At 42.4% G+C, this 24,943-nt stretch carries 27 protein-coding genes and 2 tRNA genes; 19 read left to right on the forward strand and 10 right to left on the reverse strand.

The window, feature by feature from the left end:
• Nucleotides 1-76 precede the first annotated feature (76 nt).
• From WKT12_RS12075 to WKT12_RS12100, 6 genes are all read left to right on the forward strand, one after another.
• The gene (locus tag WKT12_RS12075; RefSeq protein WP_021970132.1) at nucleotides 77-2,365 is read left to right on the forward strand and encodes an inorganic phosphate transporter; all 2,289 of its coding nucleotides are present in this window, start codon (nucleotides 77-79) and stop codon (nucleotides 2,363-2,365) included.
• Between the two features lie 264 nt (nucleotides 2,366-2,629).
• Entirely contained in the window at nucleotides 2,630-3,487 is an 858-nt protein-coding gene (locus WKT12_RS12080; RefSeq protein WP_445323145.1) for a peptidylprolyl isomerase, read from the forward strand.
• Nucleotides 3,484-4,722, forward strand: a complete 1,239-nt coding sequence (locus WKT12_RS12085; RefSeq protein ID WP_340319844.1) for a M16 family metallopeptidase — start codon at nucleotides 3,484-3,486, stop codon at nucleotides 4,720-4,722. Before WKT12_RS12080 ends, WKT12_RS12085 begins: the two co-directional genes overlap by 4 nt.
• Nucleotides 4,719-6,044, forward strand: a complete 1,326-nt coding sequence (locus tag WKT12_RS12090; protein WP_340319845.1) for an MATE family efflux transporter — start codon at nucleotides 4,719-4,721, stop codon at nucleotides 6,042-6,044. Before WKT12_RS12085 ends, WKT12_RS12090 begins: the two co-directional genes overlap by 4 nt.
• Before the next feature lie 2 nt (nucleotides 6,045-6,046).
• Nucleotides 6,047-8,557, forward strand: a complete 2,511-nt coding sequence (locus WKT12_RS12095) for an ATP-binding protein (RefSeq protein ID WP_340319846.1) — start codon at nucleotides 6,047-6,049, stop codon at nucleotides 8,555-8,557.
• Between the two features lie 267 nt (nucleotides 8,558-8,824).
• A complete protein-coding gene (locus tag WKT12_RS12100) occupies nucleotides 8,825-10,165 on the forward strand; it encodes a sigma-54-dependent transcriptional regulator (RefSeq protein WP_340319847.1) in 1,341 nt (446 codons plus the stop codon).
• A 376-nt stretch (nucleotides 10,166-10,541) separates the two neighbouring features.
• On the opposite strand, the gene WKT12_RS12105 is transcribed toward WKT12_RS12100, so the two are convergent.
• The 3 genes from WKT12_RS12105 to WKT12_RS12115 form a co-directional block, all read right to left on the reverse strand.
• Nucleotides 10,542-11,213, reverse strand: a complete 672-nt coding sequence (locus WKT12_RS12105) for an RluA family pseudouridine synthase (RefSeq protein ID WP_021970138.1) — start codon at nucleotides 11,211-11,213, stop codon at nucleotides 10,542-10,544.
• A gap of 103 nt (nucleotides 11,214-11,316) precedes the next feature.
• On the reverse strand, nucleotides 11,317-12,063 hold the full coding sequence (gene fabG / locus WKT12_RS12110; protein ID WP_021970139.1) for a 3-oxoacyl-[acyl-carrier-protein] reductase: 747 nt from the start codon (nucleotides 12,061-12,063) through the stop codon (nucleotides 11,317-11,319).
• A 26-nt stretch (nucleotides 12,064-12,089) separates the two neighbouring features.
• Nucleotides 12,090-12,683: a TetR/AcrR family transcriptional regulator gene (locus WKT12_RS12115; protein WP_340319848.1), complete on the reverse strand. Its 594-nt coding sequence runs from the start codon at nucleotides 12,681-12,683 to the stop codon at nucleotides 12,090-12,092.
• Between the two features lie 340 nt (nucleotides 12,684-13,023).
• Here WKT12_RS12115 and WKT12_RS12120 point away from each other — a divergent pair.
• The 4 genes from WKT12_RS12120 to WKT12_RS12135 all read left to right on the forward strand — a co-directional run bounded on the left by WKT12_RS12120 (nucleotide 13,024) and on the right by WKT12_RS12135 (nucleotide 15,610).
• Nucleotides 13,024-13,096: transfer RNA gene (locus WKT12_RS12120), tRNA-Met, on the forward strand.
• A gap of 46 nt (nucleotides 13,097-13,142) precedes the next feature.
• A tRNA-Met gene (locus WKT12_RS12125) sits at nucleotides 13,143-13,218 on the forward strand.
• Between the two features lie 121 nt (nucleotides 13,219-13,339).
• Nucleotides 13,340-14,287, forward strand: a complete 948-nt coding sequence (gene cysK, locus WKT12_RS12130; protein WP_340319849.1) for a cysteine synthase A — start codon at nucleotides 13,340-13,342, stop codon at nucleotides 14,285-14,287.
• 36 nt (nucleotides 14,288-14,323) lie between these two features.
• Nucleotides 14,324-15,610: an O-acetylhomoserine aminocarboxypropyltransferase/cysteine synthase family protein gene (locus tag WKT12_RS12135; protein ID WP_340319850.1), complete on the forward strand. Its 1,287-nt coding sequence runs from the start codon at nucleotides 14,324-14,326 to the stop codon at nucleotides 15,608-15,610.
• 200 nt (nucleotides 15,611-15,810) lie between these two features.
• Here the strand turns inward: WKT12_RS12135 and WKT12_RS12140 are convergent, their stop codons facing one another.
• From WKT12_RS12140 to WKT12_RS12170, 7 genes are all read right to left on the reverse strand, one after another.
• Complete coding sequence (locus tag WKT12_RS12140; RefSeq protein ID WP_340319851.1) at nucleotides 15,811-16,458, reverse strand: response regulator transcription factor; 648 nt, start codon at nucleotides 16,456-16,458, stop codon at nucleotides 15,811-15,813.
• 210 nt (nucleotides 16,459-16,668) lie between these two features.
• Nucleotides 16,669-16,809 carry a hypothetical protein gene (locus tag WKT12_RS12145; protein WP_016661619.1) on the reverse strand — a complete coding sequence of 47 codons (141 nt, stop codon included), beginning with the start codon at nucleotides 16,807-16,809 and terminating at the stop codon, nucleotides 16,669-16,671.
• The gene (locus WKT12_RS12150; protein WP_224262950.1) at nucleotides 16,793-17,707 is read right to left on the reverse strand and encodes a hypothetical protein; all 915 of its coding nucleotides are present in this window, start codon (nucleotides 17,705-17,707) and stop codon (nucleotides 16,793-16,795) included. Before WKT12_RS12150 ends, WKT12_RS12145 begins: the two co-directional genes overlap by 17 nt.
• A 132-nt stretch (nucleotides 17,708-17,839) precedes the next feature.
• Nucleotides 17,840-18,148 (reverse strand): nucleotidyltransferase domain-containing protein, encoded by a 309-nt coding sequence (locus tag WKT12_RS12155; protein ID WP_007557948.1) that lies wholly within the window; start codon nucleotides 18,146-18,148, stop codon nucleotides 17,840-17,842.
• A 1-nt stretch (nucleotide 18,149) separates the two neighbouring features.
• A complete protein-coding gene (locus tag WKT12_RS12160) occupies nucleotides 18,150-18,587 on the reverse strand; it encodes an HI0074 family nucleotidyltransferase substrate-binding subunit (protein WP_007557949.1) in 438 nt (145 codons plus the stop codon).
• 20 nt (nucleotides 18,588-18,607) lie between these two features.
• Nucleotides 18,608-19,219 (reverse strand): hypothetical protein, encoded by a 612-nt coding sequence (locus WKT12_RS12165; protein WP_224262949.1) that lies wholly within the window; start codon nucleotides 19,217-19,219, stop codon nucleotides 18,608-18,610.
• 1 nt (nucleotide 19,220) lies between these two features.
• On the reverse strand, nucleotides 19,221-19,613 hold the full coding sequence (locus WKT12_RS12170) for a helix-turn-helix domain-containing protein (protein ID WP_007557951.1): 393 nt from the start codon (nucleotides 19,611-19,613) through the stop codon (nucleotides 19,221-19,223).
• A 184-nt stretch (nucleotides 19,614-19,797) separates the two neighbouring features.
• Between WKT12_RS12170 and WKT12_RS12175 the strand changes: the two genes are divergently transcribed.
• The 9 genes from WKT12_RS12175 (at nucleotide 19,798) to WKT12_RS12215 (ending at nucleotide 24,897) form a co-directional block, all read left to right on the forward strand.
• Nucleotides 19,798-20,160 carry a hypothetical protein gene (locus WKT12_RS12175; RefSeq protein WP_224262948.1) on the forward strand — a complete coding sequence of 121 codons (363 nt, stop codon included), beginning with the start codon at nucleotides 19,798-19,800 and terminating at the stop codon, nucleotides 20,158-20,160.
• A gap of 213 nt (nucleotides 20,161-20,373) precedes the next feature.
• Nucleotides 20,374-20,634, forward strand: a complete 261-nt coding sequence (locus WKT12_RS12180; RefSeq protein WP_007557953.1) for a hypothetical protein — start codon at nucleotides 20,374-20,376, stop codon at nucleotides 20,632-20,634.
• The gene (locus WKT12_RS12185) at nucleotides 20,612-20,998 is read left to right on the forward strand and encodes a helix-turn-helix transcriptional regulator (protein WP_008782030.1); all 387 of its coding nucleotides are present in this window, start codon (nucleotides 20,612-20,614) and stop codon (nucleotides 20,996-20,998) included. The genes WKT12_RS12180 and WKT12_RS12185 overlap by 23 nt, the downstream gene beginning before the upstream one ends.
• Before the next feature lie 75 nt (nucleotides 20,999-21,073).
• On the forward strand, nucleotides 21,074-21,376 hold the full coding sequence (locus WKT12_RS12190) for a hypothetical protein (RefSeq protein ID WP_007557958.1): 303 nt from the start codon (nucleotides 21,074-21,076) through the stop codon (nucleotides 21,374-21,376).
• Entirely contained in the window at nucleotides 21,373-21,603 is a 231-nt protein-coding gene (locus tag WKT12_RS12195) for a hypothetical protein (RefSeq protein WP_008782029.1), read from the forward strand. Before WKT12_RS12190 ends, WKT12_RS12195 begins: the two co-directional genes overlap by 4 nt.
• Before the next feature lie 10 nt (nucleotides 21,604-21,613).
• Complete coding sequence (locus WKT12_RS12200) at nucleotides 21,614-22,573, forward strand: recombinase RecT (RefSeq protein WP_008782028.1); 960 nt, start codon at nucleotides 21,614-21,616, stop codon at nucleotides 22,571-22,573.
• An 18-nt stretch (nucleotides 22,574-22,591) separates the two neighbouring features.
• Complete coding sequence (locus tag WKT12_RS12205; RefSeq protein ID WP_224262947.1) at nucleotides 22,592-23,794, forward strand: hypothetical protein; 1,203 nt, start codon at nucleotides 22,592-22,594, stop codon at nucleotides 23,792-23,794.
• Nucleotides 23,794-24,450 carry a PD-(D/E)XK nuclease-like domain-containing protein gene (locus tag WKT12_RS12210; RefSeq protein WP_016661628.1) on the forward strand — a complete coding sequence of 219 codons (657 nt, stop codon included), beginning with the start codon at nucleotides 23,794-23,796 and terminating at the stop codon, nucleotides 24,448-24,450. The genes WKT12_RS12205 and WKT12_RS12210 overlap by 1 nt, the downstream gene beginning before the upstream one ends.
• Nucleotides 24,451-24,471: 21 nt before the next feature.
• On the forward strand, nucleotides 24,472-24,897 hold the full coding sequence (locus WKT12_RS12215; RefSeq protein ID WP_007557967.1) for a hypothetical protein: 426 nt from the start codon (nucleotides 24,472-24,474) through the stop codon (nucleotides 24,895-24,897).
• Nucleotides 24,898-24,943: the final 46 nt, after the last annotated feature.

The raw sequence follows: 24,943 nt of genomic DNA on the forward strand, positions 1-24,943 counted from the left end.
TAACACGTATAACAACAGCCATCTGACAGATTTTCCATAACTTTGCCACGCTAAAAAATCATTTTTATAGTATTATATGGAAACTCTTTATTTAGGAATTGTTATTTTCCTTTTCATGCTGGCAATATTCGACCTGCTAGTAGGTGTCAGCAACGATGCAGTTAACTTCATGAATTCCGCCGTAGGTGCAAAGGTTGCCCGGTACAGAACGATTATTATCGTTGCGGCAGTCGGCGTATTCGTAGGTGCAATCATGAGCAACGGCATGATGGACATCGCCCGACATGGTATTTTCCAACCAGCCAATTTCAGTTTCTATGAAATTATGTGTATTCTGCTTGCCGTTATGGTAACGGATGTCGTGCTGCTGGATGTATTCAACACTCTCGGACTCCCTACCTCGACTACCGTATCAATGGTTTTCGAATTATTGGGAGGTACATTTATTCTTGCTATTCTGAAAATAATCGGCGACCATACCGGACTGCTTTCTCTGGGAGATATGATGAATACCGAAAAAGCATTGTCTGTCATCATGGGTATTTTCCTTTCAGTTGCCATTGCGTTCATCGCCGGAACTGTAGTACAATACATTTCCCGTCTTATCTTCAGCTTTAATTACAAGAAACATCTTTCGTGGACCATTGGCGTATTTGGTGGTATCTCTGTAACTGCACTTGCCTACTTCGTCCTGATAAAAGGATTGAAAAGTGCACCGTTCATGAGTGCCGAATCACTTGCGTGGATAGACGAAAACACAACACTGCTTGTAGCAGGATGCTTTGTTTTCTTCACTATATTGATGCAAATCTTACATTGGTGCAAGGTTAACGTATTCCGCATCATCGTATTGCTGGGTACATTCTCGCTGGCTCTTGCTTTTGCTGGAAACGACCTTGTAAACTTTATCGGTGTGCCTTTGGCTGGTTTCTCAGCTTATACCGACTATGTAGCCAACTCAAACGGTGCAGGCATACACGACTTTATGATGACCTCACTGATGTCATCAGCCAAGACTCCAGCAATCTTCCTGCTGGCTTCGGGTATCATCATGGTTTATGCGCTGGCTACTTCTAAGAAAGCGAAGAATGTAATCAAGACATCTGTCGATCTGGCTCGTCAGGAAGAGGGTGACGAAATGTTCGGTTCGTCGGCACTGGCACGTACCATCGTCCGCCGCGCGACAGCAATCAACGAATTTCTGGTTAAGGTGATTCCGGCAGGCATGCGCCGCTGGATAGACAGCCGTTTCAATAAAGACGAAGTCATTCTGGAAAACGGAGCTGCATTCGATATGGTCCGTGCAGCAGTCAACCTGGTTCTTTCCGGTTTGCTGATTATCATCGGTACAACCATGAAGTTGCCCCTTTCTACTACCTATGTAACTTTTATCGTGGCAATGGGTTCTTCACTTGCCGACCGTGCGTGGGGACGTGAAAGTGCCGTATACCGTATCACCGGAATGTTGTCGGTCATTGGCGGATGGTTCATCACTGCTTTCGTAGCCTTTACCATCTGTGCACTGGTAACTGCCATCATGTTCTACACAAGTTTTGTGGGCATGTTCATCTTTATCTGTGTAGCTGTATTCCTGCTTATCCGCAGCAACATCAAGTACAGCAAGAAAGAAAAGTCGGAACAGCAGGATGATATCTTCAAACGTATGATGGCAAGCAAAGACAAGGCAGAGATTCTGTCACTGCTCCGCCAGCATGTAAAAGGTACCCTGACAGATTATATCGCTTACACCGAACAGGCTTACATGCAAGTAACCGACGGTTTCATCAACGAAGACCTGAAGCAACTGAAAAGAGTCATGAACTCTACCGACGAGCAAAAGAAGATGTTGAAAAAACGCCGTCGTAAAGAGATTTTAGGATTGCGTCGTATTCCTATTCCAATAGCTATCGAAAAGAACACGTGGTTCCATCTGGGAAGCAACAGTTGCGAACAGATGCTTTACTGCTTGAAGCGTATCTGCGAACCTTGCAAGGAACATGTTGACAATAACTTCAACCCGATTTCGAAAGAGTGTATAACAGAATTCCTTCCGATACGCGAAGAACTCTGCCAGTTAATGGAACGTACACGTACAGCGATAGAAAACAACAACTATACCGAGGCCGATGACATTCTGGTAAAAGGTGATGCCCTGAAAAATAAGATTTCAGCTCTGCGCAAGCAGCAGATGAATCGCATGCAGGAAGCAGACAATGCCAGCCTGAAAGCCTCGATGGTTTACCTGAACATCCTTCAGGAAACACAGGAGTTGGTCAGCATCTGGCGTCACCTGCTCCGTGCCAGCCGTTTCTTCCAGGGAGATTATGTTCCTCAGGAAGCGCAGATGCTTAGTCTGGCAGAATAAGGCATTGAGCACAAGTACCCAAGATATTTCAACATAATTTGTACAAAAACAAAAATTTTTTGTACAAAAAATAAAAAGATGTCGGCACGTTTTTTTCCAAATGTGCTGACATCTTTTTTATATTCCCGCGACAACAGCTATTCTTCAACCGATAACAGATGTAAAGGAACCTCCGACAGACAAAGTCGACCTTTCCAAAAAACAAAAACAATATCCCGAAATGCCACGTCTTTTTTGTACCTTTGCAGACAAAACACACCCCGTATGAAAAAAACAATCATTTTATTCACCCTGATTCTCTGCTGCATGACCGCATGCACCGGAAGTCAAAAAAAAGAAAATTCTATGATAACAGGAAACGAAACACTTGTATGCTTGGAAACGACGATGGGAAATATTACCGTAAAGCTGTATGACGAAACGCCTAAACACCGTGACAATTTCATCAAGCTGGTGAAAGAAGGTGTATACGACAGCACACTTTTCCACCGTGTAATCAAGAATTTCATGATTCAGGCAGGCGACCCGCAGAGCAAGACTGCTACCGATACAACGACTACTTTAGGTACCGGTGACGTAGGTTATACCATTCCGGCAGAAATCAATCCGAAGTTTTTCCATAAAAGAGGTGTACTTGCCGCCGCACGTCAGGGCGATGATGTCAACCCAAACAGAGAATCATCAGGCTGCCAGTTCTATATCGTAACCGGTAGAAAGTTCTCCGAAGCTCAGATGATCAACATGGAAAACCAGTTGAACGAGGCAAGACTCGACACAGTATTCCAGGCACTGGCACGCAAGCACATGAAAGAAATCTATAAAATGCGTAAAGCCAACGACATGGAAGGTCTGATGGCACTGCAAGACAGCCTCGAAGCACAGGCACGTGCCGAAGTGAAAAAAGAACCGGCGCTGAAGTTTACCCGTGAACAGATAGAGGCCTATACCACAGTAGGCGGAGCTCCACATCTGGACGGCAGCTATACGATTTTTGGAGAAGTGGTAGACGGAATGGATGTAGTAGCACGCATCGAAGCAGTAAAGACGAACCGTAGCGACCGTCCTGAAAAGGATGTACGCATACTGAAGGCTTCTGTAATAGAGAAATCGGACAAAGAATGATACAAGTAAACCATTATACATTGCCCAACGGGCTGCGTATCGTGCACAATGAGGACAACTCTACCCAAATGGTTGCCCTCAATTTGTTGTACGATGTAGGAGCACGCGACGAAGATCCGGAGCACACCGGCTTTGCTCATCTGTTCGAACACCTGATGTTCGGCGGATCGGTGAATATTCCCGACTACGACACTCCGGTACAGAATGCCGGCGGCGAGAACAACGCATGGACCAATAACGATATAACCAATTACTACATTACACTGCCCTATCAGAACGTGGAAACAGGATTCTGGTTGGAAAGTGACCGGATGCTGAGCCTCGACTTCAGCCCGCAAAGTCTGGAAGTACAGCGTCAGGTAGTCATCGAAGAATTCAAACAGCGCAATCTGAACCAGCCTTACGGCGACGCGTCACACTTGTTGCGCGAAATGGCTTACCAGACTCACCCGTACCGCTGGCCAACTATCGGAAAGGAAATCAGTCATATTGCCAATGCAACACTGGACGAAGTCAAGAGTTTTTTCTACCGTTTTTATGCTCCGAACAATGCTATTCTGGCTGTTACCGGACACATCTCCTTCGACGAAACAGTCCGTCTGGCAGAAAAATGGTTCGGTCCGATACCGGCACGCGAGATTCCTAAGCGCCAGTTGCCTGCCGAAAGTCCTCAGACAGCCATCCGCCGCCGCAGTGTAGAACGAAGAGTGCCGGTGGATGCCTTGTATATGGCTTTCCACATGTGCAACCGTTACCATCGTGAATATCACGTGTTCGACATCATCACCGACCTGCTGTCGAACGGACGTTCATCACGTTTCATACAGACACTGGTACAAGAGAAAAAACTCTTTACCTCCATCGATGCCTACATTTCGGGAAGCCTCGACGAAGGGCTGCTGCACATTACGGGCAAACCGGCATCGGGCGTCACACTGGAACAGGCAGAAGAAGCCGTATGGCAGGAACTCGATAAGTTAAAAACGGTTCCGGTAACGGAAGATGAACTGGAGAAGGTAAAGAACCGCTACGAAAGTGAACAGATTTTCAATAACATCAATTACCTGAACGTAGCGACAAACCTGGCATTCTTCGAGTTGCTGGGACGTGCAGAGGACATAAATCTGGAAGTCGGGAAATACCGTTCGGTTACGGTCGGACAGATACAGGATACGGCACGCCGGACATTTGTACCCGAAAACTGTAACATTCTATACTATAAAGCAATCAAATGAATCAGTCACATTACCGCGCATTATTGTCACTGGGACTTCCGATTGTCATCGGACAAATAGGAGTCATCGTACTGGGATTTGCCGATACGCTGATGATTGGTCACCATAGCACTACGGAACTGGCTGCTGCCAGCTTCGTAAACAATATGTTCAACCTTGCCATCATTTTCAGTACAGGCTTTGCCTATGGACTGACTCCTGTAGTAGGCAGCCTGTTCGGGCAGCATAAAGTGAGCGAAGTAGGAAGAACCCTCAAGAACAGTCTGGCAGCCAACACCTTACTGGCAGTCATCGTATGCGTGGTAATGACAATGCTTTATCTGAACCTTGACCACATGGGGCAGCCAGTCGAGCTGATACCTCACATGCGGCCTTACTTCATGGTGTTGCTGGTTTCCCTGCCTTTCGTCTTATGGTTCAACGGATTCAAGCAATTTTCCGACGGCATCACCGATACCAAGGTTTCGATGTGGATTTTGCTAAGCGGCAATATTCTGAATATCATCGGCAACTACATTCTTATTTATGGTAAGCTTGGTATGCCCGAACTGGGATTACTGGGTGCCGGTATCTCCACGCTGGTATCACGTATCCTTATGGTAATAGCCTATCTGGTCTTATTTTTCGGAACCCACCGCTACCTGTCTTTCCGGGAAGGCTTTCGCCGAGGAAGAATCAACAAGTCCGACTTTAATCTATTGAACAGGTTGGGCTGGCCCATTGCCGCACAGATGGGCATGGAAACGGCTTCTTTCAGTCTAAGTGCCATTATGGTGGGTTGGCTGGGAAGTGCAGAACTTGCCAGCTATCAGATTATGATTGCTGTATCACAAATCTGCTTCATGATGTATTATGGCATGGGAGCTGCCGTTTCGGTCCGTATCAGCAACTTCCTCGGACAGGGAGATATAGGAAACGTAAGGCGTACGGCAAACGTAGGTTTCCACATCATTCTGATTATGATTGTCTGCACTTCCATTCCTATTTACCTGCTGCGCAATCACTTGGGCGGATGGTTTACCGATGACGCAACTGTAGCTGCCATGGTGGCTCAGGTCATCATCCCGTTCCTCCTCTATCAGTTCGGCGACGGATTGCAAATCAATTTCGCCAATTCTCTGAGAGGCATCGCCGATGTACGGCTGATGATGCTGTTCTCGTTTATCGCTTATTTTATCATATCACTGCCTTTGGGATATTTATTCGGCTTTGTCTTCGACTGGGGAATAACCGGCATATGGATGGCTTTCCCGTTCGGACTGACCAGCGCCGGTATCATGTATTACCTCAGGTTCAGGTATAAAACCGGGAAAGGAGTCTGATTATGTTTTCTACTTCTACTAAAATTGCCTTCGGATATATATTACTTATCTGTCTGCTCTTCGGGGCTATCGGATACATCTACCAGCAAATGACGCTGCTTACAACTCCTACGGGACTGGAGGAAACTATCAGTACCCGGCGGAAAACGACGCACCAGATTGTGACGCAACTGTACGAAGCGGAAATTATCGGTCAGACCTTGCGTATCGGGCGCCTGAATGAATACCCCAAATACAAAAAAGCAATGAAGGAAGCCAGCGCCCTTATTGATTCACTCCAGCAACTTCTGACCGATACGCTGCAACAAATGCGTCTGGATACCGTACGCTCACTGGTACGCAACAAAGAGCAGAACATGATACTGGTACTCGAGGCCATGCGGCAAAGTCCGACTGACGAACTGTATCGCCAGCAACTGGACAGCCTGATCATGCAGCAAGATTCCATACTGGGCAGCACACATGTGCGACGACGTGTCGTTACACATCATAATTCTTATACCATTCATCACAAACCTAAAAAGTTTTTCAGGCGACTGGCCGATGTATTCTCACCCGGCAAGCCCGATTCCACACAGGTAGACAACATCATACAAGAGGAGTATACCGATACGATAGACGAAGCTTACAACCCGGTAGATACCATTGCCACAATGCTGACTTCCATACAGCACAAGGTCTTTCAGACAAGACAAGAAAGCCAGCGTACCCTCGACGCGCGAATCAACCAGTTACGCATTGCGGGAGGAAGGGTCAGCCAGCGGGTCAACCAGTTGCTGGAAACAATAGAAGATGACGAACAAAAGGCTATGGAAGGCCGAATCGAACATGAACAAAATATCCGGCAACAGGCGGCATGGACCATGGCAACCATCGCCATCCTTGCGGTTCTGCTGGTACTGATATTCTTTACCATCATCTGGCGGGACATTACACGCAGCAACCATTACCGCAAAGAGCTGGAGAAGGCTAAGCTGTATGCCGAAAACTTACTCGTAGCACGAGAAAAACTGATGCTGACCATCACGCACGACATAAAGGCTCCAGCCGGTTCCATCATAGGATATATTGATTTATTAATCAGACTGGTGCAGGACAAACGGCAACAGTTCTACCTGCATAACATGAGAAGTTCGGCACATCATTTGCTGGATTTGGTTACTTCATTGCTGGATTATCATCGGCTGGAAGCCGGAAAAATGGATATCCACCCGGTCACGTTCAATCCCCATGAACTATTCGAAAGCATTTATACCAGTTTTCTACCCAGTTCCGAAAAGAAAGGACTTTCTCTTAACCTGAAAGAGCATATATCGCATACCCTCAATCTGGAAGGAGATCCGTTCCGCATACGGCAGATTGCAGAAAACCTGATATCGAATGCACTGAAGTTTACTGCCGAAGGTAGTATCACCATAGAAATAGATTATGGACAGAACCGATTCAGCTTCAGTGTGAAAGATACTGGATGCGGAATGAACTTACAAGAGCAGCAGCGTGTGTTCCAAGCATTCACACGCTTAAGGAGTGCTCAGGGACAGGAAGGTTTCGGACTGGGATTATCCATAACCAAGAAGTTGGTAGAACTGCTTAACGGAGAGATTTCCATCGAGAGCATTCCGGGAAAAGGAAGTACATTTCAGGTAATATTGTACCTTCCTAAGGTAACCAAAGCTCCTGTTCCTCAGGAAAAGACATTGCCCGACGATAAAAAGCAATGGCGTATTCTGCTGATAGACGATGACCGTATTCAACGAAATCTGACGGAAGTGATGATTTACGACTTGTTCAATCATACGAAACATGGTATTCCTCCCGTCATAAAAAGTTGTGAACAGCCCGAAGAGCTGTTTAAACTGATAGCTTCCGAGCCTTTCGACGTAGTACTGACCGACATACAAATGCCAGCCATGAACGGTTTCGAACTGCTTCAAAAGCTACGCAGCCTCGACGTACCGCAGGCAAAGACAATCCCCGTAATAGCCATTACCGCCCGAAGCGATATGGATGAAACGGACTTTCAGGCCAAAGGTTTTTCCGGTTGCCTGCATAAGCCGTTCAACCAAGATGAATTGCTTAAGATTTTCAAGACTCATACATCGGCAGACTGGAAAGAAGTCCCTTCTCGGGAAGAAAACAGGTACATGCCTGCAACAGCCTGCAACAGATACAATTTTTCTCCCCTGACAGCTTTTTCGGGAGATGATCCGGAAGCGGCACACGAGATTTTGGAAACCTTCATCGGAGAAAGTTCCAAAAATTACGAACGGATGAAACAGGCTTTGGAAACCGGGAATATGGAAGATTTGTGTGCTGTAGCTCATAAAATGCTTCCCACATTTACCATGATCGAAGCTAAAAAAGCTGTTCCGGCATTGCAATGGCTGGAATTCCACCGGGGAAAAACGGAAATGACTGATGAAGCAAGAGAACAGGCTGACACTGCACTGGCTTGCATTGCCGATGTAATAGAGCAGGCACGTAAGGCAATAAACGGTGATAAAGAAGACTAATGTACACTTCCCGATATCTAAAGAAAACTTAGAAAAAGAGCCTGTTCGTCACCACATTTCGAAAAATTCGAACAGGCTCTAAAATACAATAGCGAAAAAACACTATCTTTGTATAAATATTGCCTTGATATACATGGAAAATAAACCAAAGAATGAAATGCCATTCCGATAATCGCATGGCGATATCTGGAGCTAAATGCAGACAAGAATCCATCGAAAAGAACAAGGCGTTTTTAAATAGTAAACACACCGGATAAAGAAAATTATATGGTTCCGTCTATTCTAATAATTGAAGATGATTTGACTTTTTCTACCATGCTGAAAACATGGCTGGGGAAAAAAGGGTTTGAAGTTGATACGGCAAGCAGCAGCTCACGAGCCAAGAAGCAACTCTCGGCACGTTCTTATGACCTTATTCTGTCCGACTTGCGTTTGCCCGATCAGGACGGAATCCATTTGCTGGCATGGCTTCGCAGCCAGTCGTGTACCACTCCTTTTATTATCATGACAAGCTATGCAGAAATCCAGACAGCCGTACAGGCTATCAAACAAGGAGCAAGCGATTATATCGCCAAACCGGTGCAGCCTGATGAACTGCTGAAAAAAATAAAAGAAGCCATACAAAAACCGGAACAGGAAATGGCGGCTGCCGAAGTACAACTGGAAAAGACAGCTCCACAAAGCTTTCTGGAGGGAGAAAGTGAAGCTGCACATCAGTTATTCAGCTATGTACGTCTGGTAGCTCCTACTCAGATGTCTGTTTTGATAAACGGAGCAAGCGGTACGGGAAAAGAATATGTAGCACACCGAATACACGAACTAAGCAAACGAAGTGGCAAACCTTTTATTGCCATCGACTGCGGCTCGATTCCTAAGGATCTGGCTGCTTCCGAATTTTTCGGCCATATAAAAGGCTCATTTACCGGCGCCCTGAACGATAAAGTAGGTGCTTTCGAAGAAGCGAACGGTGGAACATTGTTCCTCGATGAAATAGGTAACCTGAGTTACGAGGTACAGGTACAACTGTTGCGTGCCTTGCAAGAACGGCGCATCCGCCGTATTGGTTCAACAAAGGAAATAGAAGTTGACGTACGACTTATTAGTGCAACGAACGAAAACTTGACGGAAGCAATAGCCAAAGGCAACTTCCGCGAGGACTTGTATCACCGTATCAATGAATTTACTCTGCGTATGCCCGACCTGAAAGAACGCCCTGAGGATATTCTGCTCTTTGCCAATTTCTTCCTGGATCAGGCCAACCGTGAACTGGAACGCGATTTGATTGGTTTCGATGCTGCTGCCAGCGAGGCACTTCAGCGCTATTCATGGCCCGGTAATCTCCGCCAGTTAAAAAATATCGTGAAACGTGCTACCTTACTGGCACGGGGAGAGTTTATCACGGTACACGATCTGGGGGATGAAATTCTTTTCCAACCGTCGACTCACCAGCCAGCCTCATCGTTTGTCCTGCATGATGAAGAAGTAGAGAAACAGCGTATCTTGAATGCTTTGCAACAGACAGGTAACAATAAGACCAAGGCTGCGCTTCTGCTTGGCATCGACCGTAAGACATTATATAATAAAATGAAATTGTATAATATAGGATAAGTTCAATACAAAGCCGTTATATACAAAGGCAAATATGACAAAAGTGTGGAATAATTCCACAATACTCCCCACTCATTCCACACTTTCCACACTTTAACAAAAAGCTCCGTTTCTTCAACTATAAGAAATACAGCAAGTTACAGACAGCACACAGTTTGGCACGCCGATTGCAATATATAATAGAGAGAATTGATAAACACACACTCCATACAACATAAAAGAGGCAGAAACTAAACTATAAACCCAACCCCATAAAAAACAAAAGAGAGAAAGTTGCGTTTCATCCCCCTGAAATGCAACCATCTAAAAAAATGAAGATGCCTATGTGTTTTTTAAAGAACGGGAACGCTGTGAAGCGTTTCCGTTTTTCTTTTAATCAGTCCATTTCAAAGCCATTCCACAAATTACCCGAAGGTACAGGTGCCGTAACGTCTATCAGCTCTTTCGACACCGGATGGATAAAACGAATCCGCCGTGCATGCAGACAAATGCTTCCGTCAGGATTGGAACGAGGAAAGCCATACTTCAAATCGCCTTTGATAGGACATCCCATTTTTGCCAACTGACAGCGAATCTGATGATGTCGTCCTGTTTTCAAATCTACCTCCAGCAAATAATAATTCTGCGAATGCCCTATCAGCCTGTAGTCGAGAACAGCCTTCTTGGAGTCTTTCACCTCCTTATCGTAAGCATACGATTTATTCTGTTTTTCATTACGCACCAGATAGTTGACCAGTTCGCCTTCTTCGGCAGGGGGACATTGCTTTACGATGGCCCAGTAAGTCTTCTTCACTTCACTGTTACGGAACATATCGTTCAGACGGCTCAATGCCTTGCTGGTTTTGGCAAATACAACCAGTCCGCTTACCGGACGGTCCAGACGATGTGTCACACCCAGAAACACATTACCGGGCTTTGCATACTTCTCCTTGAGATACTGTTTTACAGTTTCAGACAATGGAACATCTCCCGTCTTATCACCCTGTACAATCTCGGATGCCGTTTTATTTACTATTATAATATGGTTGTCTTCGTATACTACGGTCATAATACCCTGAAATAAAAAGATGAAGAATGAAGAACATGTGCAGCATCATATGCCAGCACGAAGATTCCCCATCCTTCATCCCCGATTATTTACTATTTATCTATTACATATTCATACCACCGTCTACCTGGATAACCTGTCCTGATACATAAGCAGACAAGTCAGAAGCCAGGAACAAAGCGATGTTTGCAACGTCTTCCGGAGTACCACCACGACGCAAAGGAATCTTCTTAGCCCATTCAGCTTTCACCTCGTCAGACAATTTAGCTGTCATGTCTGTAATGATGAAACCCGGAGCGATAGCGTTTGCACGAATACCACGAGAGCCAAGTTCCTGAGCAATAGATTTAGCCAGACCAATCAGACCTGCCTTTGAAGCAGAATAGTTGCACTGACCAGCGTTTCCATGTACACCTACAACAGAAGCCATGTTGATAATGTTACCACTCTTCTGACGCATCATAATAGGTGTGCAGGCATGGATAAAGTTGAAAGCCGATTTCAAGTTAACATTGATAACAGCGTCCCACTGTCCTTCGCTCATACGCATCATCAATCCGTCTTTAGTAATTCCGGCATTGTTTACCAAAATATCGATCGTACCGAAATCTTCTTTAATCTGTTCTACAACCTTTGCTGTATCTTCAAAGCTGGCAGCATTCGAAGCATAACCTTTTACCTTTACACCCAATGCAGCGATTTCAGCTTCTGTATTCTTTCCGTTTTCGTCAATTACCAAGTCTGTGAACGCAATATTTGCACCTTCTGAAGCAAATTTCATTGCGATAGCCTTACCGATACCACGAGCAGCACCGGTTACGATAGCTGTTTTTCCTGTTAATAATCCCATGTTTTTTTATATTTAAAAGATTAAACTTATTTTTCCTTCTGGCAGCCCAATGCTCCATATACAATCTTCGATACATATCGCCAGCCTGTTTCATCGTCAAGGTCCTCCCCTATCTGACCGCGAATGTACGGAACTTCAATTCCCTTAATGCAATAATGTAGAATATCCGCCGTAATCTCCACATTGTCAATATCGAATACACCCTGATCCTTTCCTTCCCTCAACACTTCACGAAACAACTTAATTTCATTGTTGTCGAAGTATTTTCTCATCGCCTCTACACGCCAGATGTCACGAAAGAAATCAGCCCGGAGAGTCCCATTGCGGTAAACTGCCATCTTTATGATGTCCAAATGAGTAGTAATCAGCTCCAAAATCTTTTTATCGGGTACAGTCGGCTTCCTGGCAACCTTATCCATTGTATCCGAAAGCATCTTGAGTTCCGACTCTACCACAGCCATATAAATCTGATCCTTATTTTTAAAATAAGTATAGAGCGTACGACGCCCTTTCTTAGAAGCCATGGCAATGTCGTTCATCGTCGTAGCCTCTACACCTTTTTTGGCAAACAACTGCCGGGCAACGTCTACCAATTTAGCTCTGGTCTTCAGTACAGTCATTCTAACTCTCCTATTGCACAATCTATGTATATTGTGAGCAAAATTACTGTTTTTCTTTTATCTACACAAATTCGGGGTATATTTTCCGTCACGAAGATGAAGAGTTTATGAAAAAACAGTTACGAACTACAAATCACAATATGTTAACCTTCATAAGCCCAACAAGAATCTGTCGTATTTTCAGGAAAAAATTAAACATACACACAGCAAAAAGGTAAAATTTACGTATACATCTGACTTTTTTCAATAGAAAAGCTGCAAATTAGTCAAATATTTCACTAAATAATTTGTCTTTTTAAAATAAAGTCCTTACCTTTGCACCGCAATTAAGAAATAACATCGCGGAGTGGAGCAGTTGGTAGCTCGTTGGGCTCATAACCCAAAGGTCGTCTGTTCGAGTCAGGCCTCCGCAACTAAAACGGAGCTTCAAGCTTCAAAATAAATCAAAAGAAATGACATCGCGGAGTGGAGCAGTTGGTAGCTCGTTGGGCTCATAACCCAAAGGTCGTCTGTTCGAGTCAGGCCTCCGCAACCAGAAAAGAGAAGTATTACTTCTCTTTTTTTATTTTCCTTTTCCAATATACCCTAAATGGGGTATTGCTATTCCACCCACAATCTGTTAACTTTGCCAATGAAGCAACTAAAACCAAGCGTTTATGGCAAAAATCTACAAAAGCCTCACCGAACTGATTGGAAATACTCCGCTATTGGAGCTGGAGCATTTAAGCAAAACTTACGAGGCAAAAGCACATCTTATCGCCAAACTGGAATTCTTTAATCCCGGAGGAAGTGTAAAAGACCGTATCGCTCTCGCCATGATAGAAGATGCCGAACAAAAAGGTATCCTGCATCCGGGAGCTGTAATCATTGAACCTACCAGCGGCAATACCGGTGTAGGACTGGCATGGGTAGCCTCAGTAAAAGGCTATAAAGCTATCCTTACCATGCCTGAAACCATGAGTCTGGAAAGGCAAAATCTTCTGAAAGCCATGGGAGCACAGCTGGTTCTCACACCCGACAACGAAGGCATGAGCGGAGCCATAAGAAAGGCCGAGGAACTTCGTGACCAGATTCCGGGAGCCGTCATTCTACAGCAGTTTGAAAATCCAGCCAACCCCCGAGCACACAGCCTGACCACCGCCAAGGAAATCTGGCAAGACACCGACGGAAAAGTAGATGTATTCATCGCCGGAGTAGGCACAGGTGGAACACTGAGCGGAGTAGGTGAAGGACTGAAGTCGTACAACCCTCAGATTGAAATCATCGCAGTAGAGCCTGATACCTCAGCTGTCCTTTCAGGCGACAAACCGGGTATGCACAAAATACAAGGTATAGGCGCAGGCTTTATCCCGAAAACTTATCACCCGGAAGTCGTAGACAAAGTAATACGCGTAAAAGACGACGACGCTATCCGAACAGGAAGAGAACTGTCTTTACAAGAAGGATTACTGGTAGGCATCTCATCGGGAGCAGCGACACACGCCGCACTACAATTGGCACGTATGCCTGAATACAAAGACAAAAATATTGTCGTATTGTTACCCGACACCGGAGAGCGCTATCTGTCGACTGTACTTTACGCTTTCGAAGAATATCCTCTTTAAGCTATAAATCAGCCAACATACAAAATCATTACAACTATGGACATCAAAAAACTTCATTTCGAAACACTTCAACTACACGTGGGACAAGAACAAGCAGATCCAACAACCGACGCACGTGCTGTCCCTATTTATCAGACTACATCGTACGTATTTCACAACTCCGTCCATGCTGCAGCACGCTTTGCGCTGCAGGACCCGGGCAATATCTACGGACGCCTTTCCAACCCCACGCAAGACGTTTTCGAGAAACGTATGGCCGCACTCGAAGGAGGTATTGCAGCTCTTGCTGTAGCATCGGGAGCCGCTGCCATTACATATGCATTTCAAAATATCACCCGAACCGGTGACCATATCGTTGCCGCCAATACGATTTACGGAGGAACATACAACCTACTGGCCCATACTCTTCCCGCTTCGGGAGTGAATACAACTTTTGTCGACCCGAGCCGTGTAGAAAACTTCGAAGAAGCCTTGCAGGAAAATACCAAACTGATTTTTATAGAAACGCTGGGAAATCCCAACTCGAATGTAACCGACATAGAGGCTATTGCACAAATAGCACACGCTCATCAGATTCCTCTGATAATAGACAATACTTTCGGTACTCCTTATCTGATTCGCCCGATAGAACATGGAGCAGACATCGTCGTGCATTCGGCAACCAAATTTATCGGCGGACATGGAACAAGTCTTGGAGGGGTTATTATTGATTCTGGCAAATTCGACTGGAAAGCCTCGGGAAAATTTCCACAACTGACGGAACCAGACCCCTGTTATCACGGCATACGATTTACCGATGTTGCCGGAAACACCGCCTACATTATCCGCATCCGTGCTATTCTACTACGCGATACTGGGGCCGCAATCAGCCCTTTTAATGCTTTTCTGTTGCTGCAAGGACTGGAAACGCTTTCTCTTCGTGTGGAACGCCATGTAGCCAATGCTTTAAAAATAGTGGAATTCCTGAACAAACACCCTAAAGTAGAAGCTGTACATCATCCGTCACTACCCGACCACCCCGATCATCTCCTCTACAAACGCTATTTCCCGCAAGGAGGAGGCTCCATCTTTACAATTGACATTAAGGGAGGAATAGGAGAAGCTCAACGGTTTATAGACAATTTGCAAATATTCTCACTGCTGGCAAATGTGGCCGATATGAAATCACTGGTTATTCACCCTGCTACTACAACCCATTCACAGCTGAATGAAAAAGAGCTGGAGGAGCAGCAGATCAAACCAGGCACCGTCCGCCTGTCTATCGGAACAGAGCATGTGGACGACCTGATTGCCGACCTGAAACAGGCGCTTGACAAAATATAACCAAGATTTTCATTACAACCATCAAACACCTCAAAACAGAAGTTGAAAATTAATATTCTATAGTCTAAAGTATTCAACACAAAAAATTCCTCTGTATTATCCTTGATTTATGTATTGCGAGGATAAAATACAGAGGAATTTTTACAAACCCACCATATGGTTATTTTATAATGGAGTAATTCACTTCTTTCTTTTCAGTATCAGATACAATATTCTGCCACATTAACTATCCCCGCACGCAAAGCATAACGGATAGCTTCCTGTGCGTTGTTTACATTCAGTTTCCGGAAAATGTTTTTACGATGCGTCATAATAGTATACACACTCAGAAAACGTTCGGCTGCAATTTCTTTCGTACTCTTACCTAAAGCAAGCGAACGAAGTATCTCTTTTTCTGTAGCAGTCAACTGAGGAATCCCCGCAGACACCCGCCTCTCTTCAGTATACAACCAGCTTTTTACTTTTGCACACACAAACTGTTTCCCCTGCTCTGCACTTTTCATACAAGCAAGCAGCTCAGATAAATCAGAATCCTTCAGCAACAGACTAAACTGTACGGTTCCTAAAACCATCCGGCGTACAAAATCTTCACTCAAGGCTTCACTGAAAAGAATAAAGACCGATGCAGGAAAACGCTCTTTCAATACCCACAACTGATCGGCCGTACAATCGAACAATGTATAATCAATAACCACAATGGCATCCGGGAAAGAAGCCAGCAGAAGAGACAAATCATGCAGACACCCCGCTTCTTTTATAGAAGAAGCAGTTCTTCCATTCTCAACGGCCAAAAACTTTATTCCTAACCGTGTCACCACCTGATTGTCTGCCAGAATTAAAGACTTCATACATTTATGTCAATTATAAATAGAACAACAACTCCGAAAAGAATGTTCAAGTGTGGAAAATAAAAAAAGAGTCTCATCGGACTGATGAAGCTCTTGAAGTGGACGTTGACGGATTCGAACCGCCGACCCTCTGCTTGTAAGGCAGAAAAGTCCGGCACATAACTAATTATCTCACAAACAATTATCAGAGCAAGCTGTTTTTGTTATAAACTATTTCAAATTAGACTTCTGTTTTAACAACTCTATCTCATGGTTCAAAAGAGCGATTTCCTGCTCCTGAGCACTGCACTTTCGCAATGCTTCCCGTAGCTGTTTCCGAAGGGAAGCTATCAGTTCATCCTTGTCGTTCATGCTGTTCTATGCTAATTAATCTAAATGGTATTTTCCCGGTCATAAAACGCGTATGCAAATCGACTTCAATCCAATAGTGAGCACGGTTTTCAATATTATTATTAGAAGACATAAAATCGATTTCAAATATTCCTTTATCTTTTGCTTCATATCTGACAATATACTTCTCTATACTGGAGTTTTTCTCAAAATCACTCATTCCGTCTTGTCCCCATATAAAAATACGATCCGTTAAAGGAGACATTATATTTGTTATTAAATAGGGAAATTCTATCTCAGTATGCGGAATAGTCAAAATTGGGTTATTACAATGGATACCCAAATTGCCAATATGAATATATCGCTTACATAAATGGAGAAGTTTTTTTCCATCTAAGCCAAATTTTTTGCTACCGTCTTTATAAGTCTGTTCATGAACCAAAAAAGAAGCTATAACTGTGTGTGGTCTATATTTCCTTACACTGCTAATAGCATCTAATTTTTCAACATCTGGCGGATAAATTATTGTTGGTACACCACATATTCTATCCATCATCATTGGATAAGGATCACGTTTAGCATAACTATCAGTTATGGGAATACTAAGTTCTCGTCCCAAATAACCTTTTCCAGCACCTATTTCAATAGCAGATTTGTCTGAAATAAGCTCATCTAAGAAAGCACAAAGTTCTTCTGTCGGAAGAACGTATATATCTTTCTTTTTCATCATCAACTGGATTTGATTACGTGTGTATTGCCGATAAAAAGCAAGCGGATGAATAATCAAATCATCCTTATCAAAACATTTATCTACAAAATCACAAATATCCTCCACATACATAGCACAAGACTGCTTTTGAGGATCCAAGGGCTGAAGCTTTCTTGTTACTCCCTTATGTATTCTATAGTGAATATCCATTTTTACTTATATTTTATTGAAAAAAAGGTATGGATAATTTAGTTTATTGTTTAATAAGACACAGATTGATTTCACAGCTGGTTAAAGTACAATATGTATATTATGATATTGATACCGTTATAGGGAAATAAATCAAGCTAAATTCCTTTCATAAAAAGGTTTTCCCACACGATTTATATGCTCACCAATAGGAGTACCTATATTCTTATTGTAATCAACCACATCAACCTTATATAACAAACCCAAGTCCTCTATCTGGATATTGATATCCATTAGCTGATTAAAGGTAAGCCCATCCCCTACCGCAGCCAAGTCAATATCCGATCCCTCGGAATACGTACCCTTGGCACGGGAACCGAAAATAAGTACCTTTTCTATATTGGGATAACGCCGGAATACACCGCAGATATCCGTTATTACCGTATCACTTAATCCGTACATATCAAAACAATGTATTCATTTCAAGCCGTAACTTTTCTTCATTGAGTTTATCGTCCAATCGCTGCAACAAATGGGAATACTCATCATATATATTACGAACGATTTCAATGGCATCACCTTCATTGTAAGTGTGTGAAGTGGTTACTCTGGCTTTCGCCATTCTGCGCCAACCGTCGTGGTCGGCAATCAAGCCGTCTTCGAAAGCCTTCTGAAGCGTACCGTTCGGACCTTGCACAAACTCATAGCCTTTATACTTTAACAAATCTTGAAGAACCTTCCAGCCAAGTTCGAAAGTATATTCAAATCGCTGTATCAACCCTTCCATTTCCAATTCAGACAAATCATCCGCTTTCTTATCAGATTCCGTTATATCCTGAATACGCTTATTAGCGCGATGAAAGCTGTCGTATCTTTGAAGCCAACGTATATCTTGTTCCATATTATGCAGAATAAAAAAAATTAAAATCCCTTATCTAACATCTCCTTTACCAAACGTTCTTCCTCTTTTATAAATCCATCATAATCTTCTAAGATTTCCTTTATCCAATGAGCATTTTGAAAATCATGCGAACTTACATTATCCACAACCTCCAAACTTTCCTTATCCAATATATATGTACCCTCGCTTAACTTAATCTGTCCTTGATTGTTTTTACTTCTATATTTAACACGCGCTTGCCAACCTTGAAAAACGGGCTGCACCATGCCTATAAACTTAATAGAGTCTGAATACTTTTTTATTGTCAACAAGCCATTTTTACTATTTTCTATTAAACTTCTAATAAATACTTTATCCTCATTTGGAATATTTAAATCACAATGCGTAACCGTCCCATGGGCAGCTCCTATATTGATAATGTTATTGGAAATACTATCCTCATACCTTAAAGCTAAAGGGTTGTTATATATAGAAGTAAAGAAACTATCCATCTTTATTTCTACAATTTCATACCCAGTATAATCATCCAAGGTTTTATACATATATTTATTTATTGCATCTATAGCTTTATCTTCTTTAGATGCACACCCCAATAAACAAACAGCAACTATAATAAAAGAAAAATATCTCATTTTATTTATTCATTAATACATTAATCAATCTCTCTTTCTCTTGAAGAAGTTTATCTTTCGCATCAATAACTTCTTTCAAATGCTTTATCTCAACCAATGCACTTTCAAGTTTTTCTTTATAATCCAAGTTTAAAGAATCCACATTATTATTCTGACCTAAAACGATACTATTATTTCCTGTATTAGATTGATTGTTATTTACTGAATTATCAAAGAAAATAGTTATTGGAACATTAAAAATAGCAGCAAGCTCACGAAGTAATGAGGTGTTAACATCTTCTTTATCAAGCATATCATATACGGCTTGTTTTGTCTTACCCAATCGTTTTGCCAAATCTGCAACTTCAATATTTTGTTTAAGCATTAACTCTTTGATTACCAACCCAATTTTCATACATTTAAAGTTTTTATTTAATCATATTCATTATTTTCTTGAAAAATATTTCAAGTTTTTCTTGTTTATATTTCAAGAAAACATTTAATTTGCACCATAAAGTTAGTGCAAAAGTGCAATAACAGCAAAATAAAGTTGGAATAAAAACAGCAAAATAGATTATTCACTCTAAAAAAGACAAGATATGACACAAAAAGAATTCGAAGATAGAATCGGTGAAAAGTTCGTAGGTGATTATTCAGAAGTAGAAGAATGCTATATGAATACAGACCTTGATAAAGACCTTTTTTGTAAACTGTGGATTGAAAATCCAACCGCACTTAAAGAGATAGAACGGAAGACCGTATTAGTACGTGAACTATACGAAGAGCGTAAATGCCTTTCTAACCTTTTGATAGATCAAGCAGAAAAATGTAATGCAAGCGATTTGAGAGAAATGGCAATCGCTATGATTGGCGAACGTGAGTACCTCAGAAGAAAGATTGCTAAGGGTTATAACCTCTGGGATGATGATAAGAAGTTGTTGGATAATATTTTAAGCAAGTAATAATCATGGGATATTCAAGATGTGCCACGTGCAAATACTTTAGTCGCAGCACTGAAAATAAAGCTATTGGTCTTTGCGCTAAAAGAGGTTCCGAAAAATGGCTCGCAAATGGAAGGGCTTGTTTGGAATACGAAAAGAAAAAACAAAAATAGATAACCAATCCCAGCCGGGCTTGACCACCTTGCCGGGAACTCAGACAATAATATCAGGTATATGGAAAATCAATTAGAAATTATTAAATCCAATCTCCCTTATGGCTATGAGGGGAGCATTGCAAAAGAAGCAGGATGTTCAAAAGGCACAGTACATAATATCCTAAACAACAAGCCTGCATCTGCCCGTTCATCTTATAAGGCTAAAGTTCTCACAATAGCAACCAGAATGGCTAAAGAAGCCTTGGAAGCCTCAAAAGGAGTTTCTAAAGCGGCAGCCGAATTAGAAACATTGCAAAATGGAACTACAAGCGAACAATGAATTAACCAAGCGTGAAAATCAGATCGCCGGACTTGCCTTTTGCGGACTCGCAAAGAAAGAAATGGCAGACAGGCTTCACGTGGCTTACGGAACTATCAACGTATTGCTCGACAAAGCATACAAAAAGACCGGAACCAGCAAATTAAATGAACTGGGGTCATGGTGGGCTAATAGAGTATTTACTCTAAACATAGATTTTCAACAGCTACAAAAGACGATTATAGCTCTTTGCTTCTTGGGAATAGTAATATTCCAATTTTCAGTAGATAATCATCACGATTATTACTACCGGACAAGAAGAGGAAGAACGCAAAGATACAAGACAGAAGAAATATCTCAACCTAATTATAAACAGGCAGCATAGCATAGAGTTGCAATGTGTTTCAGATAGTGAAGAAAGCTCGTAACCAATAATTAACCAACCAAAGAAACAGCTAAAATGGGAGAAAGATATTTAGAAAGAATTGTAGCAAGCGGCATAAAAATCGGAACGATTCAGACGCTTAAAGCATTAGGGCTACTGCCGGAGGTGGTAACAATCTCCCAAGCAGAAAAGATATACGGACGTCGTCTCATTACAGAATGGCGTAGTAAGGAATGGATAAAGTTTTATCCTGCAAAGAACAAGGAACGCGGCAAGTATTATGTGAAAATGTCCGAACTGGAAACAGCAAGTGCCATGATGGATATTCATAACAAAGTACCGGCCAACATAATCAAAGTATTAATGCAAGTACCATGACTGCAAAAGATATACAAATAGGGCAGAACATTACGGCCGGACTCTTTTTCCGGTGCGGACATTACGGGGATGATGTAGACTACGCCATTATTACCGGAGTGGTTATACGCAAATTGGAATGCTATAATCAGGTGCTTGTTGATGTCGATTTAGAACAATCGTTTAATAGTCCCGGCAAATCAGTCTGGGTACGGTTAGACAAAGCAGATTTTAATATTAACAACTAAAATTCTCATTATGAGCAGTATTATTCAAGTTAAGATGGAAGAGCTAAATGCGCTTCCAGCAACGAAAATTGTCGAAAATGAAGGTGTACAAGCAAAGTTTATTCAAATGTACAATGCAATTTGGGGTACGGATAAGGGTGAGCAGATGTACCACAAAGAAGTATTCAATTTTCAAAAATTACTTCGAGATAACCCCGATGTAGCCACTTCAAGCAAAATGTCCCTTTATGGCTGTTTCCTTGATATCGCAGTCAATGGACTAACATTAGACCAGACAGGGCATCCGCTCTGCTATATTCTGAGTCGCAACTGCAAAACTGGGTACAAAAACGAACATGGGAACGATATTTACGAAAAACGTGCATACGTTTCAGTTACCGGCTACGGTGAACTTACCATGCGTATGCGTGCCGGCCAAATTAAATATGCTGACAACCCCGTCGTCGTTTATGAGGGAGACCATTTCAAGGCATCTTTAGTCAATGGAGTAAAAAACATCGAGTATGAAGCACAATGCCCCCGCACATCAACCAAGGTTATTGCAGCATTCATACGCATTGTACGCAATGATAATTCAGTGGATTATCAATGGCTCATGCAAGGGGATATTGAACGCTTGAAGCATTATAGCGAAAAAGCAAATTCCAAATGGAATGAGCAGACCAGACGGAGAGAACTTGGTAATGCCAATGCTTTATACACTTCCAATAATGGCGGTATTGACCCCGGTTTCCTTGAAAACAAAATGATTAAACACGCCTTCGACGCATACCCTAAAGTACGTACCGGAAAATATACCATTATGGCAACCGACCAGGAGGAAGAAGAAATCATCGATTATGGAATTGTGGAAGATGCCAATATTGCACAGGAAGACCCAAACATTCCTTTTGGTGAAGAAAAACAGCTCACCGCACCGGAACCGGTATCTGTAAATGTCAGCAAAGCAGATGAAGAAGAAGGATTCTAACCATTAATACTTAAAGCTATGTCAACAGAATTAATAAAAGTAGAAGAGTTTACCTCTTTAATGAAAAGTGCCCCTGACGCCTTAGGCAAGAACCAAAAATCAATAGCCAACTGTAATTCAGCGGGACAGGCAATCTTAGATACGATTCAAGGAGAAGGCATGACTGATGAACTGGATGCCAAAGCTGCGGAGTATCTGAAGAAAGTCAATGTTACAATTACCAACATGAAAAGCCGTCGTGCGCCTGTTACCCAACTATTCGACCGTATCCGATCCATTTTCACGACAGATGAAAAAGCTATTGACCCAAAAGACAAATCAACAATTCCGGGCAAAATAGCTGCAGAACGTGACAGATATGCAGCACTGAAGCGTGAAGAAGAAAGAAGGAAGCAGCAGGAGATGCAACGACAAGCCAATATTGAAAAGGAAAAAGGAACGTATCGGCTTGCTATTGAACAGGCTATCAATACACACATGAGTTCCTATTTTGCCGAACAACAGAAGAATCTGAGCCATATTTGGGAAAGCATTACACTGGCTACATTTGAGCTGAAAGAAAAGAGTATTAGAGGTTGGTCAACTCTGTACCCTCGTGAGCACTTCGACACTTTCAATCAAGACATCACAACTTATTATCTGGACGCACAAACCAAAGCGAATATCAAGGCTGAAATTCTAAGCAATAAATATTCCGCTTTCTCTCAACAGTATAAGTTTGACATGGAGGATTTACGTCAGTCATTTATCGACCGCCTTTCCTCCAAAAAGCAAGAACTTATTGAGGAAGAAGAATTACGCAAGAAAGATGCTGAAGCTGCTGCCAAAGCGGAAGCCGAAAGGAAACAACGGGAAGAAGAGGAGCGAAAACAACGTGAACTTGAAATACAGCAAAAAGAACATGAGCAGCAACAAAAAGCGGAGTCTTCTATACAATCCGCACAAATGAATAGTCTGTTTGCAACGGCTGCCGCTTCTGTTACAACAAGGACTAGCAAAGCCAAAGTGACTGAAAGAATTAAAATACTACACCCTGCCGGCTTCTTGGAAATATATCAGATGTGGTGGATAAATGAAGGTCAGAATCTGACAATAGAAGAACTTGAAAAAATCCACAAAAAGATGATTTCCTTCTGCGAAAAGAAAGCTAACAGCAATGATGAAATGAAAATCAAATCAAAATATATCCGATACGAAGAAGAAGTTAAAGCAGGAAAGTAATGGCAAATCCGGATTCATATTACTTGCGTACAGAAGTCAGCAACTCCGATCTGACAGAACTCAAAAACTATCTTTATCCCCGTACCCAGTATGGGGATAAAGAAAAAGCCTTCAAGTTTGGGACATTGGTAGATGCACTTATTACCGAAAACGAACGGGTACATTATAGTAAGCGCATGGTGGATGATGTAACCTATTCACGGGAAGATTTCGAGTTAGGCCTTGCCATGAGGGAAGCTTTAAGAAAAGAGGCAAGAAAAGACGAGTTCCTTAGAGCCGTTCTTTCCAACTCCGATACCCAGAAATTCATGGTAAACAAATCCCAGCGATTTCTCTACGGAAACTTTGAGTATACTCTTGATACCCGATGTAAATGGGATTGGTGGTTACCTGGTTTTGGATTTGGTGGAGATTTAAAGACCACTTTTGCAGAATCACAAAACCAGTTCAATGAAGCTATAGATTTTTTTGATTGGGACCGTTCCAGAGCATGGTATATGGATATAGCAGGAAGTCAACAGGACTTTATCTATGCCATCAGCAAGAAGAACCTGAAAATATTCAAAGCATTCATTAGACGAGACGATGATACCTATAAACGTGGAAAAGAGAAATATGATGAATTGGCTTTTAAATGGTGGATGCTCTTTTCTTGATATATTTTAATCGAAAACGATATGAACATACTTATCACACCCAAAGAACAAATCTGCAAGGAACTTACAGATATTGACTCATTCCTCAATATAACAATGAGCGAAAATGCAGAAGAAGCCGTATTGCGCGGAAATGACTTGGCTGTATATGTCGCCCGTTCAGGCAAGTTATTAGCTGATGCTAAATATTGGCTTAACGAAGCCATGAATTCCGAAACAATGAAAACACTTGCCGAAACAGCCAAAAATGCCAAGGCTACAGCTACGGCAATAAACGCTTTAGTAAACTCCCTTTGCAGGGAAGAACGATATTTGGTCGATTGGTGTGAACGGTGCAATCGAACCGCAACACATCAGCTATCATGGTGCGTGACAGTAATAAGCAAAGCCAAAGAAGAAATGAAAATGGCTGGTATGTACAACAATAACAACAGACAAAAATGCTAAACGACCAAGAAGCACCCAAATACTTGCTTTGGCTTCTTATAGCCAT

It is taken from the genome of Phocaeicola sp. HCN-6420 (assembly GCF_037890145.1).
Classification (GTDB): domain Bacteria; phylum Bacteroidota; class Bacteroidia; order Bacteroidales; family Bacteroidaceae; genus Phocaeicola.